This window comes from Sphingomonas sp. GW821-FHT12D09 (genome assembly GCF_058807215.1).
Map to the genome: position 1 here is coordinate 110,141 of NZ_JBXAQL010000003.1, position 15,399 is coordinate 125,539.

Here is a 15,399-nt window from a genome sequence, read left to right on the forward strand (position 1 = left end):
CCGGACCTAGTTAACCGCCCAGGGCCCGCTCAGCTTCGGCCGGATACGCACCAGCGCGAGCGTCAGCACCGCGCTGGCGATCGGCGCCAGCCACAGTGCCGTCCAGCCCCAGCGGATATGGCTCGCCGCGCCCATCACCGCGCCGGCGACGAAGCCGAGCCACAGCAACAGATAGCGCGTCCAGGCCCAGCGATCGCCGTCGCCCATCAGCGCCTCGGCGAGCCGCTGCCCCATCTTGACCAGCGATCCGGTCATGTAGGTGACGCCGACGCTCACTTCGCCTTCGCGGTGGAGGATGCCATTCTCGCAGCCCATCGCCATCGCCAGGAAGATCAGCACGATCGGGCCGGGCGCCAGGCTGGCCAGCGTCGCGGCGGTGACGAGCAGGGCCGTCACCACCAGCATGATGCTTTCGCGGAAGCGCGCCTGGCGCCAGCGCGTCACCACCGTGGCGAGGATCACGCCGCTGACGAAGCTCATCACCAGCGCGCCCGCCACCGCGGCATCGCCGGCCAGGTCGCCGCCGATACCCACCGCCAGGCGCGTTGTGTTGCCGCTCATGAACGAGGCGAAGAAGCCGCCCAGGCTGGTGAAGGCGAGCGCATCGACGAAGCCGGCAAGCGCGGCGAGGCAGATGGCGATGACGACAAGCGGGGACTCGGTACGCTGCATGGCCGCCCTCATGCCCCGGATGCGCGTTTGACAGCAAGCCGTTGCTGGAGAGAAACAAGGCAGATGGAAGCCGTAGACGCCGCCGCCCGGATCGGGCCGATCCTGCCCTGGCTCGACATGCTCGGCATCGCCGTGTTCGCTGCCACCGGCGCGCTAGCCGCCGCGCATCGCGCCCAGACCTTCGTCACGGCGGCCTTCTTCGCGCTCGTCACCGGCGTCGGCGGCGGCACGATCCGCGACCTGCTGATCGGCGCGCCGGTCTTCTGGGTGCATGACGCGAGCGTCGCATCGCTGATCCTAGGTGTCGCGGTGATGATCTGGATCACGCCGCAGCGCTGGTGGAACGACAATACCTTCGCTTGGCTCGATGCCTTCGGGCTCGCCGCCTATGCCGCGTTCGGCGCGGCCAAGGCGCTCGGCTATGGCATCCCGCCGGTGCCCGCCGCGGTGATGGGCGTCGTCACCGCCTGCGCCGGCGGAATCATCCGCGATGTGCTGGCCAACGAGCCGTCGATCCTGATGCGTCCCGAGCTCTATGTGACCGCCGCCGCGCTCACCGCCTCGCTCCAGGTCGCGCTCACGCTGCTGGGGCTGCCGACCTTCGTCGCGGGCCTGCTGGCGGCCAGCGCCGGCTTCGGCCTGCGTGCCGCGGCGATGGTGTGGAAGCTCGGCCTACCCGCCTATCGGGGGCGCCGCTGATGCTGCTTGCTCTGCTCCTCGCCGCGCAGGACCCCCTCGCGCCGCTCGATTTCTGGGTCGGCCATTGCTGGCGCACCACGCTCGCGCCCGCGGCGGTCGACACGCATTGCTTCACGCGGACCACCGCCGGGGTGCTGGACCATCACGAAGTCATCGACGGGGGCGAGAAGCTCTATCAGGGCGATACCGAGTATCGCTGGGACGGCACCCGGATCCGCTTCGCCTATCGCAACGATCAGGGGCCGGTATCGGAAGGCGTAGTGACCGTGGAACCGGACGGGCTGGAGATGGAAGGCGTCCGCCTGGTGCGCACCACCACCGGCTTCGCGATGGTCACCGAGAACGGTCGCCGCGAATTCACTCGGCTGGATTAGGGCTCCATCAGCCAGGCGATGGCGGCGTCGCGGTCCTCGAACACGCCGATGTCCGCCCGAACTTCCCGGAGCCGCTGTACCTGCAGCTTGGCAAGCGCGGTGCGCACCACGAACGCGATCTTGCGCGCCCAGAGCTGGCGGACGGCGGGATTGTCGAGCGTGTGCTTGATCAGCTCGACGGTTTCCTGCGGCACGACGTGCACGCCGCTGGCGTCATAGAGCGTCACATGCTTGCCGACGTCCTCGCCCAGCGCGCGGATCGCGGCGCGCAGTTCCTCGCCAATCCAGGCGGCATCCTCGGCGGAGACGAGCCCGCCGATGCGCAGGTTGACGAGCTTCCGCTCGAGATCGACCTCGATGCTGTGCGAAACCGAATTGGACATGGCAGGCCCTCATCCACGGGAGCGGCGCGCTTAGCCGCCCGTGATCAAACGCCTCAATCCCGGACAATCCCCATATCGACGAATTTCCGTGGTTCGACAGGGGGTACGCGCGGTTCGTTCAGTTCGCACTGCCAGAAGCCGATATCGATCCACTGGCCATGCTTGAAGCCGACCTCGCGGTAGACGCCCTGGCGGCGGAAGCCCACTGCCTCGTGCAATCGGATCGAGCGGTCATTCGGCAGCGCGATCGCGCCGATCGCATGGACGAAGCCCTGCGCGCGCAGCGTATCGACCAGCGCCTCGTAGAGCAGCCGCCCGACGCCCGACCCGCTCGACGTGTCGGTCAGGTAGATCGAGGTTTCGCAGACATAGCGATAGGCTGGCCGGTCGCGGAACTTGCTGGCATAGGCATAGCCGATCACGCCGGCATCGGCATCGTCCGCTGCGCCCGTCGTCGCGACCAGCCAGGGATAGAGCCCGTCGCTCGACGCCATGCGCTTGCGCATCTCGGCCTTGTCGGGCGCCTCGATCTCGAACGAGGCGGTGCCGGTCAGCACATGCGGCGCATAGATCGCCGCGATCGCCCCGGCATCCTCCGGCCTTGCCGCGCGGATGCCGATCACAGGCCGAACCGCGCTGCGATGGCGTCGAACAGGGTACGGTCCTCGACACTGCCCGTCGCCGGCCCGAGCGCGCCGCACTCCAGGCAGCGCGCCTGCACCGATCCGCCCTTGGTGAGCCGCTTCGCGTCACCCAGCGCCTGGGCGAACAGCGCGCGCTGCTCGATCGCGACCCGGGCGAAGATATCCGCGCCCGCCGTCTCGTCGGCCTTGTCGCCATCCTCGTCATTGTCGCCGAGCACGCTCTCGATCAGCTTGGCCCAGCTCGAAGGCTGCTTCTCGAGATAGACCGCATGCACCTTGGCCGGATCGAGCTTGGCGCGGCGCGCGGCCTCGGCGATCGCATCGTCGATCCCGCCGAACCGGTCGACCAGCCCGAGCTGGTGCGCGGTGCCGCCGATCCACACCCGGCCCTGGGCGATCTCGTTGACCCGCTCGGGCGTCAGCTTGCGCGCGCCCGCGACCAGCGAGATGAAGCGCCCATAGCCCGCCTCGATCGCCGACTGGAGCAGCCGGTCGGTCTCCGCATTGGTGCCGCCATAGATGTCCGGCTGGCCGCTCAGCGGCGTGGTCTGCACCCCATCGGTGCCCACGCCGATCTTGGCGAGCGTCTTCTCGAAGGTCGGGATCACGCCGAAGATGCCGATCGATCCGGTGATCGTGTTCGGCTCGGCGAAGATCGTGTCGCCGGCAGCCGACACCCAATAGCCGCCGCTCGCGGCCAGGCTGCCCATCGAGACGACCACCGGCAGCCCCTGCGCCTTGGCCTGCAGGATCGCCTGGCGGATCTGCTCCGACGCCAGCGCCGATCCGCCCGGCGAATCGACGCGCACCACGAGTGCCTTGAGGTTCTTGTTCGCCAGCCCCTTGAGCAATAGCGCGCTCACGCTGTCGCCGCCGGCATGGCCGGGACCCGCCTTGCCATCGACGATCTCGCCGGCGATCGTAATCACGCCGATCGCATCGCCGCCGGTCGGCAGCGGGTTGGCGGCGACGAAATCGTCCAGCTTGATCCGGTTGAACGTGCCGACGGGCTTGCCGCTCGGCGCGCCGGCGATCTCGGCGACGCGCTTGCTGAACGCCAGCCGGTCGCCCAGCTTGTCGACGATGCCGAGCGCCAGGTTGGACTTGGCGATATCGCCCTTGGCGGCGGTCACGATCTCGGCCGGCTTGGCGAGATAATCGGCCAGCTTGGCCTTGGGCCGTGCCTTGGCGATCTCCGCCTGCCACTGCGCCCAGATCGGCTGGTAGATCGCCAGCTCGGCTTCCTTGGCCTCGGGCGACATGTCGCTGCGCATATACGGCTCGACCGCCGACTTGAACTTGCCGACGCGGTAGATGTGCGCAGTCACGCCCAGCTTGTCGAGCAGGCCCTTGTAATAGAGGCGGGTCCCGCCCGGCCCGGCGAACATCGCGCCGCCCAGCGGGTTCACCCAGATCTCGCTGGCATTGGCGGCCAGCGCATAGCTGTCATCGGTATAGGCCGTGGCATAAGCGAGCACCGGCTTGCCGCCCGCACGCACCCGGCCCACGGCCGCCGCGACTTCACTGATCGCCGCGGGATAGCCGCCCATGAAGCGGTCGAGGTCGAGCACCACCGCCTTCACATGGGCGTCGGTCTTCGCTGCATCGAGCGCGCGCACCACGTCGCGCAGCCGCTGCTGCTTGACTGCGCTGCCGCCGGTGAACTTCGAGAAGGGATCCACTTCCTCGGGCTGCTCGACCAGCGTGCCGTCGAGTGCGACCACCAGCGCGCCGTCGCGGATCGCCGCCGGGTTGGGCTTGGCCGAGAGTGCGGCAAACAGCATCGTGAAGAACAGCAGCATGAAGACCAGGACCAGAAAGTCCTTGATCCCCACCAGGATCTTCCAGGCGCCTTTAACAAGCTTCACGTGCCGCTCCCATGCGAAGGAATCCGGCGCTCCTGCTAGAGGATCGCCACACGGGAGTAAACGCCTGTACTAGCCAGGCAAGACAGCTCCTGTCTCTCAGAGGGAGAGCCGCCAGGCGACCGAGAAACGCCAGTCCTCGTCATAGCCGGGATAGGGGTCGTCGATCACCCGCTCCGCCTCCAGCCCGATCTCGGCCTTGTCGACCCAGCGCAGCCGCGTGCCGAAGCCGGCAGAGGCGAGCGCATAGTCGTTGCGCCCGGGCACGCCGCCGCGCCCTTCGATGCCGATCCAGGCGCGGTCGACGAACGTATAGATCTCGCTGGTGCCGAATTTCTTGCCCTTGAGCGGCCGCACCGCGAACTCGCCCGTCGCCCCCGCCCCCCGATCGCCGCTGAGGAAGCCGACATCGAAGGCCCGGCCATAGCTGTCACCGCCCACCGCGAAGCGCTCCGCCGCCGGCAGCCGGTCGCGGCTCCACTGGCCGCCTGCCTGCACCCGCGCCACGAAGCGCTTGCCGATCGCCTGGGCAAGATAGGCCGAGCCGTTGAACTTCAGGAAACGCGGATCGGCATAGAGCGGGTCGGTGCGCGCGCCCAACATGTCGAGCCCCTGCGATCCCGACAGCCCGAACGCCACGCTCCTTTTCTCGCGCGTGTCGGAGAAGCTCGCCCCGCCGCGCAAGGCCCGCGTCCGCTCGGTCGCGATCAGCGCGCCGAACGCGGCATTGTCGCTGTTGAGCCCGTCCACGCCCAGCGACAGGTCGAGGCTACGGCGAAAGCCCTTGATCAGCGGATAGCTGAGCGAGGTGCCGGCCAGCTTGGCCGTACCAAGCACCGGATAGCCCTTGGGCCGCGTCTCGAGATAGCCGCCGCTGGTGGTCAGCGTCAGCCCGCTCGCGGTGATCGACACGCCGTAGCTGCCGCTCAGATAGCGATAGCGCTTGAAGTCGCTCGCCGCCGATGCCGCCAGGCTGAGCTGGTCGCCATCGACCCCGAGCCCATAGAATTCCGCCTTGGCATCGAACTGCCCGTCCCCCAGCTGCGCTACCCCGCGATTGGTGAAGCCGGCAGTGAAGCGCGTGCGCTTCTGCTTGGGCGTCACGGTCAGCACCAGCGCGCCGTTCGCATTAGGGTCGGCGAAGTCGGTGGTGAAGGTCAGGCCCGGTATCGCCCGCATCAGCGTCACTTGCCGTTCGAAGGTGCCGCGGCTGAGCGGCGTCTCGTCGAGCATCGGCGCCATCCGCGCGCGCAGCAGGGAGTTCCCACCCTTTGCGTCCTTCACCGCCGCGCTGGCGATCCGCCCTTCGGTGAGCAGCACCGTCACGGTGCCATTGCTGGTGTCCTGCTCGGGGATCGCCACCGTGTAGAGCGCGACATCGGTGCGCTGATAGGCGCGCGACAGCATGCCGGCGAGCTCGAGCAGCGTGTCCTTGTTGCCCGGCCGCCCGATGAAGCGCCGCGCCGCATCGGCCACCGCGACCGGTGCCTCGGCACCCTGGAAGCGGATGCCCTGGATCGGCACTTCGCTGCCGATGGCACCCACGCTGGCGGTGCCCCGCCTGGGCGTGGCTCGGGCGGGTGTCTCGCGCGGCACCGGGGTGCGGTCGATCCGGTTGCGATCGACGATGACGCCCGCGTCCTGCCCCGCGAACGCGGCTAGCGCGATCAGCATGACTCTCTCCGATCATGTTCAGGAAAGACGAGCCGCGCGCGGACGGGCGCGCGGCTCCTCAGGGTCAGCGCGGCTTGCCGCCGACCAGGCCGTTGACCACGCCACCGACCGTGTTGACGGTGCCGCCGACGATATTGGTGCTGGCGTTGGCGCCAGCACTCGCGCCCTGCGGATTGACCACGCCGTTCACCGTGGCGTTGACATTGCCCAGCGTCGAATTGACCGCGCCAGTGACATTGGCATTGGCGTTGGTCGCCCCGGTCACGCCGGTCAGCAGCCCGCCGGTGCCGCCCGTCGCGCTGCCGAGATTGCCGGGCACGGCGACGTTGAGCAGCTGGCCGCCCTGCCCATTGGGCACGGTCACGCTCGCCAGATTGCCGGCCGTCGCGGCGCTCACCGTGGCGAGCCGGCCGGTCGAGGGATTGCGCGCCAGCACGTTGAGGCCGACCAGCGGTGCGCTGCCGGCCGACGCGCCGACCACCTTGCCCTGGCCCAGGTCGATCGAGACCAGGTCGCCCAGCTTGCCGCCCTTGCCGTCGAGCAGCAGCGTACTGCCATTGCCGAGCGAGACCAGCGTCTGCCCCGTCGCGCCGAGCACCCGGTTGACCGTGCCGGTGATCACGCCGTTTGCGGGAACGCCGAGGCCCGCGGTGAGCCCGGTCTGGGCATTGGCCGCACCCATCACTGCATTGCCCGAGGCGACCAGCAGGTTGCTGCCGACACCGCTGCCGCTGCCCGCGCTTGCGCCGGCGCCCGAACCGCTGCCATTGGCACCAGCATTGCTGGTGCCGCCCTCGCCGGCAGCACCGCCCGATCCCTTGTCGGTGGCATCGGCGGCCGCCGTAGTCCCGACCGATGCCACCCGATAGCTTCCCGAGCTGTCGCATGCAGCCAGAGTAAAGATCCCGATTGATGCAAGCACAATGCCGGTCGTCCGGCGACGATTAGTGATCATCCCACGTCTCCTGTACAGCAATATACTTAGGTACTTGTTGGTACGTCATAAATCTGTTGGTCGAGACATTGTTTCAATCCGTTTCCAGGATTCGTGGTGCACGTAATCTTTACCAGGAACCTTGCGGGAGAGACGGCGCCTCCTAAATTTGCAACGGCACGCCGCGCACAGGTTGACGCAAGCCACTCGGCTCCGCATATCGCGCCGGCTGGCACTCGACTCCGTGGAGTGCCAAACAAAAGATCAACCTAAGTGAGGATCACTCCATGACCTTCCGTCCGTTGCACGACCGCGTGCTCGTTCGCCGCGTCGAAGCCGAGGCGAAGACCGCCGGCGGCATCATCATTCCGGACACCGCCCAGGAAAAGCCGCAGGAAGGCGAAGTCGTCGCCGTCGGCTCGGGCGCCAAGAACGACAAGGGCGAGGTTACCCCGCTCGACGTCAAGGCCGGCGACAAGATCCTGTTCGGCAAGTGGTCGGGCACCGAGGTCAAGGTCAACGGTGAAGACCTGATCATCATGAAGGAAAGCGACATCCTCGGGATCGTCGGCTGACCCTTCCCGCGGGCGTGCCCGCGGGGAGAGTCAAGAGATTCAACATTTTCAGCTTTTGAAAGGGCAGTCACATGGCAGCCAAGGACGTAAAATTCGGCCGCGACGCGCGTGAGCGCATCCTGCGCGGCGTCGACATCCTCGCCGATGCAGTGAAGGTCACGCTGGGCCCGAAGGGCCGCAACGTGGTCATCGAAAAGAGCTTCGGCGCCCCGCGCATCACCAAGGACGGCGTCACCGTCGCCAAGGAAATCGAACTCAAGGACAAGTTCGAGAACATGGGCGCGCAGATGATCCGCGAAGTCGCATCGAAGGCGAACGACACCGCGGGCGACGGCACCACCACCGCCACCGTTCTGGCCCAGGCGATTGTCCGCGAGGGCATGAAGTCGGTCGCCGCCGGCATGAACCCGATGGACCTGAAGCGCGGCATCGATCTCGCCGTCCTCAAGGTCGTCGAGGACATCAAGGCGCGCTCCAAGCCCGTCTCGGGCTCGGCTGAAGTCGCCCAGGTCGGCATCATCTCGGCCAACGGCGACAAGGAAGTCGGCGAGAAGATCGCGGAAGCGATGGAGAAGGTCGGCAAGGAAGGCGTGATCACCGTCGAAGAGGCGAAGGGTCTCGATTTCGAGCTCGACGTCGTCGAGGGCATGCAGTTCGACCGCGGCTATCTGTCGCCCTACTTCATCACCAACCCCGAGAAGATGGCCGTCGAGCTCGCGGATCCGTACATCCTGATCCACGAGAAGAAGCTTTCGAACCTGCAGGCGATGCTCCCGATCCTGGAAGCCGTCGTCCAGTCGGGTCGTCCGCTCCTGATCATCGCCGAGGACATCGAGGGCGAGGCCCTGGCCACGCTCGTGGTGAACAAGCTGCGCGGCGGCCTGAAGGTCGCAGCGGTCAAGGCACCGGGCTTCGGCGATCGCCGCAAGGCGATGCTCGAGGACATCGCGATCCTCACCAAGGGCGAAGTCGTCTCGGAAGATCTCGGCATCAAGCTCGAGAGCGTTACCCTGGGCATGCTCGGCACCGCCAAGCGCGTCACGATCGACAAGGACAACACCACCATCGTCGATGGCGCCGGTGAAGCCGATGCGATCAAGGGCCGCACCGAGGCGATCCGCCAGCAGATCGAAGTCACCACCAGCGACTATGACCGTGAGAAGCTCCAGGAGCGTCTCGCCAAGCTCGCCGGCGGCGTGGCCGTGATCAAGGTCGGCGGTGCCACCGAGGTCGAGGTCAAGGAGCGCAAGGACCGCGTCGACGACGCGCTGCACGCGACCCGCGCAGCCGTCGAAGAAGGCATCGTCCCCGGCGGCGGCACGGCGCTGCTCTATGCCACCAAGGCGCTCGAGGGCCTGAAGGGCATCAACGACGACCAGACCCGCGGCGTGGACATCATCCGCAAGGCGATCACCGCACCGCTCAAGCAGATCGCGCAGAATGCCGGCCATGACGGCGCCGTCGTCGCGGGCAAGCTGCTCGAGGGCTCGGATACGTCGCTCGGCTTCAACGCCGCGACCGACGTGTACGAGAACCTGGTCACCGCCGGCGTGATTGACCCGACCAAGGTCGTCCGCACCGCGCTCCAGGATGCGGCCTCGGTCGCCAGCCTGCTCATCACCACCGAAGCGGCGGTGAGCGAGCTGCCGGAAGACAAGCCTGCCATGCCCGCCATGGGCGGCGGCATGGGTGGCATGGGCGGCATGGACTTCTGAGCCGACGCCGCCTGAATTGGCCTCACTAATTCAGGCGGCGTGGTTCCGGCCCATTCCGAGCAAAAGAAGGGCCGGGAGCGATCCCGGCCCTCTCTTTTTGCGGCAAATCGAAGCGAGTTGCCGTTGACCTGTTGGAAATGATCCGGAAATAGCTTCCGCAACATTCAGATAAGGGGTCGATCGGGTGTTTGGTTGGATCAGTGGGCGGGTGCGTTGTGTTGGCGGCAAGCATGAGCGCTCGGAGAAGCACGCTCAGCAGATCGGCTCGGCCGACAAATACATCAGCAAGTGCCGCTATTGCGGAGTGCACATGACGCGGCGCGCCAAGCGCGACTGGATCGTCACGCCCAAGGGCGCGCGCTGATCCTGTCCGAAACGCCCCTATAGGGCGACAATCCCGCTTCCCTCCGTCCCGAAACCGCGACAGACTGGCGCATCCACAACGGCGCTGGGCCTATAGGCGCGTTCTCGGGGAATATTGATGACCGAACTCTCTCGCCGCGAAGCGCTGACCGCGGCTGCATTCGCCTCGCTCGCCGCCGCATTGCCGGCCTGGGCCCAGGAGACCAAGATGACCACCACGCCGATGTGGGATCTGACCGAACTCTATCCGAACGAAGCCGCCTGGGATGCGGCCCGCAAGCAGGCCCTCGCCGCGATTCCCGGCGTCGCCAAGTACAAGGGCCGGCTGGGCGAGAGCGCGGCGGTGCTTGCCGAGGCGATGCTGCTCCAGTCCGATCTCGGCCGCACGATCGCCCGCATCTACACCTATGCCAGCCTCAAGGGCGACGAGGATGTCCGCATCTCCGCCAACCAGGAGAAGCTCGCTCAGGCCCGCGACCTCTACACGGCATTCGGCGAGGCGAGCTCCTGGGCCGCGCCCGAGTTGCTGACGCTGGGCAAGGCGAAGATCGATGCCTTCGTCGCCGCCAACGAGACGCTGCGCACCCGCTTCGATTTTGCACTGGCCGATACGCTGCGCCAGGCCGAGCACACGCTGAGCCCCGAGAGCGAGTCGATCCTCGCCAGTGCCAGCTCGCCGCTCGGTGCCCCCGGCGAGATTTCGGGCCAGCTGCGATCCTCCGACATTCCCTGGCCGACGATCACGCTGTCGACCGGCAAGGCGGTCCGCCTCGATTCGCAGGGCTATTCGCTCAATCGCGATGCGCCCAACCGCAAGGACCGCAAGGCCGTGTTCAACGCATTCTGGACGGCGCATGGCAAGTTCCAGAGCTCGTTCGGCGCGACCTATGGCGCCAAGGTGCGCGGCGACATCTTCTACGCCAAGGCGCGGAAATACCCGACCTCGCTGGCCCGTGCGCTGTCGGGCAACAACGTGCCCGAGGCGGTGTACCGCACGCTGGTGGCCGAGGCGAACAAGGGGCTGCCCCAGCTCCACCGCTATTTCGAGCTGCGCCGCAAGATGCTCAAGCTGCCGGACCTCGGCTATTATGACATCTATCCGCCGCTCGTCTCGATGGACCGCAGCTACACGCTCGACCAGATGCGCGCGACGACACTGGAAGCCGTGAAGCCACTCGGCCCCGACTATCAGGCGCGCATCGCCAAGGCGACCGCGGCGAAGTGGATGGATCCCTGGCCGCGCGAGGGCAAGCGCCCGGGCGCGTACATGAACCCCGGCGCGTTCGACGTGCATCCCTATCTGCTGCTGAACCTGAGCGACAAATATGACGGGATGAGCACCTATGCGCATGAATGGGGCCATGCGCTCCACTCGCTGCTCGCCAATTCGACCCAGGTCTATGACAAGGCTGACTATCCGATCTTCCTCGCCGAGATCGCCTCGACCTGCAACGAGCAGCTGCTCGTCGCCCACCTGCTCAAGAACGCGAAGACCAAGGAGGAGAAGCTCTTCTACCTCGGCCAGCAGATGGAGAATTACCGCGGCACCTTCTACCGCCAGACGATGTTCGCCGAGTTCGAGCTCAAGGCGCACGACATGGCGGAAGCGGGCGAGGGGCTGTCAGGCGCCAAGTTCACCAAGGTCTATGGCGAGCTGCTGCGCACCTATCACGGGCCCAGCATGATCCTCGAGCCCGAATATGCGAACGAATGGGCCTATATCCCGCACTTCTACAACAGCTTCTACGTCTACCAGTACGCCACCTGCATCGCGGCGGCGACCTACTTCGCCCAGTCGATCCTCAAGGGCGGCGCGAAGGAGCGCGACAATTACCTGTCGGTGCTGAAGGCGGGCGGGTCGGACTATCCGACCGAGATCCTGAAGCGCGCCGGCCTCGATATGGCGAGTCCGGCCCCGTACCAGGCGCTGGTCGCCGACTTCAGGAATGTGCTCGACCAGGCCGAGGCGCTGATCGGCTGAGCAGGGTGCGGCCGGTCTCGCCCGGGGCGGGACCGGCCGGCACTTCATCAGGGCTTGAACGGGCCGAAACTGGCGATCACGGTGGTGACGCCGGTCATCTTGACGGTGCAGGTCGCCTGCTTGCCACAGGACTTCGCGGCCCCGCCCCAGCCCTCGAACCATCCGCCCTTGGGCCATGAAGCGGTGAGCTTCACCGAGCTGCCGGACGGAAAGGTCGCCGTGCACTGGCCGACCGAGGGGCTGTCACCCTTGCCGGTGCAATGCACGTCCTTGCCTGCCACCTGATAGGCGACATAGCCATTGCCGATCATTTGCAGCTTGAGCGTCGCGACCTTCTTGATCTGCGCCTGGGCGGGAAGCACTGCAGCCAAGGCTGCGACGGCCAGGATCGTTGCGAAACGTGCGTTCTTCATTGGAACCTCCGAAGATGCAGGTCGGGCGAGTAAAGCCGACCGACCCGGTTGAGCACGCAACCCGGCGATACCTGTCGAGAATCGCAGATATCGCTTCGCCTTGATGCCTCTAGTTCCAGCGCGCCTCAATGCGCTTGTTGCCTTTCCGACTTCGCCGCGTCGGCGGGTGGAGATCAGGCTCCTCGTGCGCGACCTGCTTGCGCCGCCCGCGCCCGCTCATCCGCCCAGCTGGCGCAGCAGCCAGTCGTTCGCTACCAGGTCGAGCACTAGATGCACCCGCGCAGCCTCGCCCCGGTTCGCCACGCTGTGGGGGTCGGCGAGGCGCAGATACCAGGCCTCGCCCGGCGCCATCCTCACTTGCGTACCGTTGAGGCGGAAATCGATCCCGTCGTTGGTGACGACCGGCACATGCACGCGCGCGGATCCTTCGGCCGCATCGAGATCATCGTCACGGTGCTCCTTGATCAGCGATCCGGGTGCGAGCCGCATCAGCCGCACCGACAGTACCGGGCAGGCGAATGCGTCGATCACCGCCGATAGCGCCGGCATCCGCGCCCGCCACGGCGTATCCACGAACTCGGTGGCGCCCGGCGCCGAATAGATAAGCTGGATCGGATGGGTGGCGCCGGCCTGGGCGCGCAGGGCGAGCACGCTCCAGTCGCCCTCGTAATTCTGCTTCACGAAATGCTCGGTCCAGTCGGCACTTTCCAGCGCGGCGAGATCGGCGGCGAGCGCGGCGGGATCGAAGCGCAGCGGCAGGCGCACCCGATCGGGCAACGGTGATTGTGCCTGGACAGTCGCCATATTAGCTTCGCCGCTCCCTTCCTCGCATGAACCTATCCGCCTTGCCCATGAATGCAACGCCGCTCCCTGCCCTAGCCGCATTCCGCGCTGCCCTGCTCGCGGATCCGGCTGCGGCACGGAATCTCGCGGAGCCGATCCAGTTCGAGCTATTCACCGATCGCGCCCGCGCCTGGGCCGAGACGCAGGGAATCACCCTCACTACCGCGATCCTCAGTGACGCGGTGCATGCCGCCGACCCTATCGGGGTCGACCAGGTGCCGCCGCCCGGCTGGCTGCCCGTCCGGGTGCCGGACGGGACGCTCGATATCGAATGGCTGCACTTTGCCGGCATCCCGCCCCAGCGCCCCTTCTTCGAGGATTCGATGCGCGAGGCGCGGGCCCGTCCCCTGAACCGGCTGCTGCGCCCGCGCACATCGATCGACACGCTGATCGCAGCGCCGCGCGACCCTGGATTTGCCCCGGCTGGCTTCGTCTTCCACATGTCGCGCTGCGGCTCGACGCTGGTGGCGCAGATGCTAGGCGCCGCGCCGGGCCATGTCGTGCTCGCGGAGCCGCCGCCGTTCGACGCGCTGATCCGCGCCGAGTTCACCGATCCCGAGCGCCAGGCCAAAGCGTTGCGCGCGTTGCTCCATGCCTATGGCCGCGATGCCGAGCGGCTCTTCGTCAAGCTCGACAGCTGGCACACTCACGCCCTGCCGTTGCTACGCCGCGTCTTTCCCGATGTGCCGTGGATCTTCCTTCACCGCGATCCCGTGGAGGTGCTGGTCTCGCATCGGCGGATGCGCGGCATGCACACTGTACCGGGCCTCATCCCGCCCGCCTGGCTCGGCCTCTCCCCGAAAGACGCCGGCCTGCCCGAAACCGCGTTCATCGCAAAGGTGCTGGCGGGAATTTGCGCCGCAGTCGTCCCGTATGCCGATGCCGGGCTGGTGATCGACTATGACGAACTGCCCGAAGCCTTCTTCAACCGCATCTTGCCGCATTTCGGGATCGCGCCCGATGCGGCGGCACGCGCCGCGATGGAGGCTGCCGCATTGCGTAATGCCAAGGCCCCGGAGGACAGCTTCCGCGCCGATCGCGACACGAAGCAGAACGAAGCGGACACTGAACTCCGCGCCGCCGCCACGCCGGTCCGGACCGCGCTCGCCGCACTCGGCCCTTCCCGCGTCTAGCTCTTCTTCATCGCCTCGATGATCTTCTTCACTTCCTGGCTGCGCCCGCGCGGCAGGACCAGGATATCGTCGCCGGACGCGACCACGATCAGGTCCTCGACGCCGACCAGCGCCACCCGCTTGCCGGCCTCGGCGCGTACCAGGCAGTTGGTCGATTCGATCACCACCGCGTCGCCGCGCACGACATTGCCGCCGGCATCGGCATGGCTGATCGCATGGAGCGCATCCCAGCTGCCCACGTCGCTCCAGCCCATCGTCACCGGCACCACTGCCACGCGCGGCGCCTTCTCCATCACGGCATAGTCGATCGAGTCCGACGGGCTGGCGGCAAAACTATCGGCATCCGGCCAGATCCGGGCGCCATCGCGCCGGCCCTTTTCCATGGCCTGCTGCGCTGCATGCAGGATCTCGGGCGCGTAGCTGGCCAGCGCCCCGAGATAGGCATCGGCGCGGAACAAGAAGATGCCACCATTCCAGCTATGCCCGCCGGCGGCGAGCATCGTCTCGGCGGCCTCGCGCGGCGGCTTCTCGATGAAACGCTCGACCCGGTGCACGCCTTCGCTCAGCGCCTCGCCCACCTTGATCCAGCCATAGCCGGTCTCTGGCGAATCGGGGGTGATGCCGAAGGTGATCAGCCAGCCCTGCTCGACCAGCGGCAGCGCGGTCAGGATCGCGGCATGAAAGGCCTCGACATCGGCGATCACGTGATCCGACGGCATCACCAGCAGCGGCTGCGCCCCGCCGCCAGCGGCAATCGCGGCGAGCGCGATGGCCGGCGCGGTGTTGCGCCCCACCGGCTCGAGCAGCAGCGCCTGCGCCGAGCTTTCGACCGCGGCAAGCTGCGCCTCGACCATGTCGGCATGCGACGCATTGGCCACTACGATCGCCCGGTCGAACCGCTCGCCCGAGGCGCGCTGTGCCGTGAGCTGGAGCATCGTCTCCTCGGCGGTCAACGACAGCATCTGCTTGGGCTTTTCGGCGCGCGACATCGGCCACAGGCGCGTGCCAGACCCTCCCGAAAGGATGACAGGGACGATCGGCTGCGTATCCGGCATAAAGTTCGGACCTCCTGGAATGCTGCAATGCGGTGGTTTGTCCACCGCGTCAAACAACTGGCTTCGCTCACGGTTT

At 67.1% G+C, this 15,399-nt stretch carries 16 protein-coding genes; 7 read left to right on the forward strand and 9 right to left on the reverse strand.

The features are described 5' to 3' along the window. Window positions 1-6 precede the first annotated feature (6 nt). The gene (locus AC1RPL_RS14120) at window positions 7-672 is read right to left on the reverse strand and encodes a YoaK family protein (RefSeq protein ID WP_493069947.1); all 666 of its coding nucleotides are present in this window, start codon (window positions 670-672) and stop codon (window positions 7-9) included. Window positions 673-735: 63 nt separating this feature from the next. On the opposite strand from AC1RPL_RS14120, the gene AC1RPL_RS14125 reads away from it, so the two are divergent. Next, a complete protein-coding gene (locus AC1RPL_RS14125) occupies window positions 736-1,371 on the forward strand; it encodes a trimeric intracellular cation channel family protein (RefSeq protein WP_493069948.1) in 636 nt (211 codons plus the stop codon). Next, window positions 1,371-1,745, forward strand: a complete 375-nt coding sequence (locus tag AC1RPL_RS14130) for a hypothetical protein (protein WP_493069949.1) — start codon at window positions 1,371-1,373, stop codon at window positions 1,743-1,745. Before AC1RPL_RS14125 ends, AC1RPL_RS14130 begins: the two co-directional genes overlap by 1 nt. On the opposite strand, the gene AC1RPL_RS14135 is transcribed toward AC1RPL_RS14130, so the two are convergent. From AC1RPL_RS14135 to AC1RPL_RS14155, 5 genes are all read right to left on the reverse strand, one after another. Beyond that, window positions 1,742-2,128: a hypothetical protein gene (locus AC1RPL_RS14135; protein WP_493069950.1), complete on the reverse strand. Its 387-nt coding sequence runs from the start codon at window positions 2,126-2,128 to the stop codon at window positions 1,742-1,744. The genes AC1RPL_RS14130 and AC1RPL_RS14135 overlap by 4 nt on opposite strands. Window positions 2,129-2,181: 53 nt before the next feature. Next, window positions 2,182-2,751, reverse strand: coding sequence for a GNAT family N-acetyltransferase (locus tag AC1RPL_RS14140; protein WP_493069951.1), 570 nt, complete (start codon window positions 2,749-2,751; stop codon window positions 2,182-2,184). Next, window positions 2,748-4,640, reverse strand: a complete 1,893-nt coding sequence (gene sppA / locus AC1RPL_RS14145) for a signal peptide peptidase SppA (protein ID WP_493069952.1) — start codon at window positions 4,638-4,640, stop codon at window positions 2,748-2,750. Before sppA ends, AC1RPL_RS14140 begins: the two co-directional genes overlap by 4 nt. A 96-nt stretch (window positions 4,641-4,736) precedes the next feature. Then, the gene (locus AC1RPL_RS14150) at window positions 4,737-6,311 is read right to left on the reverse strand and encodes a ShlB/FhaC/HecB family hemolysin secretion/activation protein (RefSeq protein WP_493069953.1); all 1,575 of its coding nucleotides are present in this window, start codon (window positions 6,309-6,311) and stop codon (window positions 4,737-4,739) included. 64 nt (window positions 6,312-6,375) lie between these two features. Then, window positions 6,376-7,173 carry a hypothetical protein gene (locus AC1RPL_RS14155; RefSeq protein ID WP_493069954.1) on the reverse strand — a complete coding sequence of 266 codons (798 nt, stop codon included), beginning with the start codon at window positions 7,171-7,173 and terminating at the stop codon, window positions 6,376-6,378. Between the two features lie 359 nt (window positions 7,174-7,532). Between AC1RPL_RS14155 and groES the strand changes: the two genes are divergently transcribed. The 4 genes from groES (at window position 7,533) to pepF (ending at window position 11,879) form a co-directional block, all read left to right on the forward strand. After that, window positions 7,533-7,820, forward strand: coding sequence for a co-chaperone GroES (gene groES / locus AC1RPL_RS14160; protein WP_493069955.1), 288 nt, complete (start codon window positions 7,533-7,535; stop codon window positions 7,818-7,820). Between the two features lie 71 nt (window positions 7,821-7,891). Next, window positions 7,892-9,535: a chaperonin GroEL gene (gene groL / locus AC1RPL_RS14165; RefSeq protein WP_493069956.1), complete on the forward strand. Its 1,644-nt coding sequence runs from the start codon at window positions 7,892-7,894 to the stop codon at window positions 9,533-9,535. 184 nt (window positions 9,536-9,719) lie between these two features. Then, on the forward strand, window positions 9,720-9,899 hold the full coding sequence (locus tag AC1RPL_RS14170) for a hypothetical protein (RefSeq protein WP_493069957.1): 180 nt from the start codon (window positions 9,720-9,722) through the stop codon (window positions 9,897-9,899). A gap of 117 nt (window positions 9,900-10,016) precedes the next feature. Beyond that, complete coding sequence (pepF, locus tag AC1RPL_RS14175; RefSeq protein WP_493069958.1) at window positions 10,017-11,879, forward strand: oligoendopeptidase F; 1,863 nt, start codon at window positions 10,017-10,019, stop codon at window positions 11,877-11,879. 47 nt (window positions 11,880-11,926) lie between these two features. Here pepF and AC1RPL_RS14180 read toward each other — a convergent pair whose 3' ends face one another. Together AC1RPL_RS14180 and AC1RPL_RS14185 are read right to left on the reverse strand one after the other, a co-directional pair. Then, window positions 11,927-12,292, reverse strand: a complete 366-nt coding sequence (locus AC1RPL_RS14180; protein ID WP_493069959.1) for a hypothetical protein — start codon at window positions 12,290-12,292, stop codon at window positions 11,927-11,929. 216 nt (window positions 12,293-12,508) lie between these two features. Continuing rightward, window positions 12,509-13,096, reverse strand: coding sequence for an aspartyl/asparaginyl beta-hydroxylase domain-containing protein (locus AC1RPL_RS14185; protein ID WP_493069960.1), 588 nt, complete (start codon window positions 13,094-13,096; stop codon window positions 12,509-12,511). Between the two features lie 41 nt (window positions 13,097-13,137). Here AC1RPL_RS14185 and AC1RPL_RS14190 point away from each other — a divergent pair, with 41 nt between their 5' ends. After that, entirely contained in the window at window positions 13,138-14,268 is a 1,131-nt protein-coding gene (locus tag AC1RPL_RS14190; protein WP_493069961.1) for a sulfotransferase family protein, read from the forward strand. On the opposite strand, the gene AC1RPL_RS14195 is transcribed toward AC1RPL_RS14190, so the two are convergent. Further along, window positions 14,265-15,323, reverse strand: coding sequence for a mannose-1-phosphate guanylyltransferase/mannose-6-phosphate isomerase (locus AC1RPL_RS14195; protein ID WP_493069962.1), 1,059 nt, complete (start codon window positions 15,321-15,323; stop codon window positions 14,265-14,267). The genes AC1RPL_RS14190 and AC1RPL_RS14195 overlap by 4 nt on opposite strands. Window positions 15,324-15,399 lie beyond the last annotated feature (76 nt).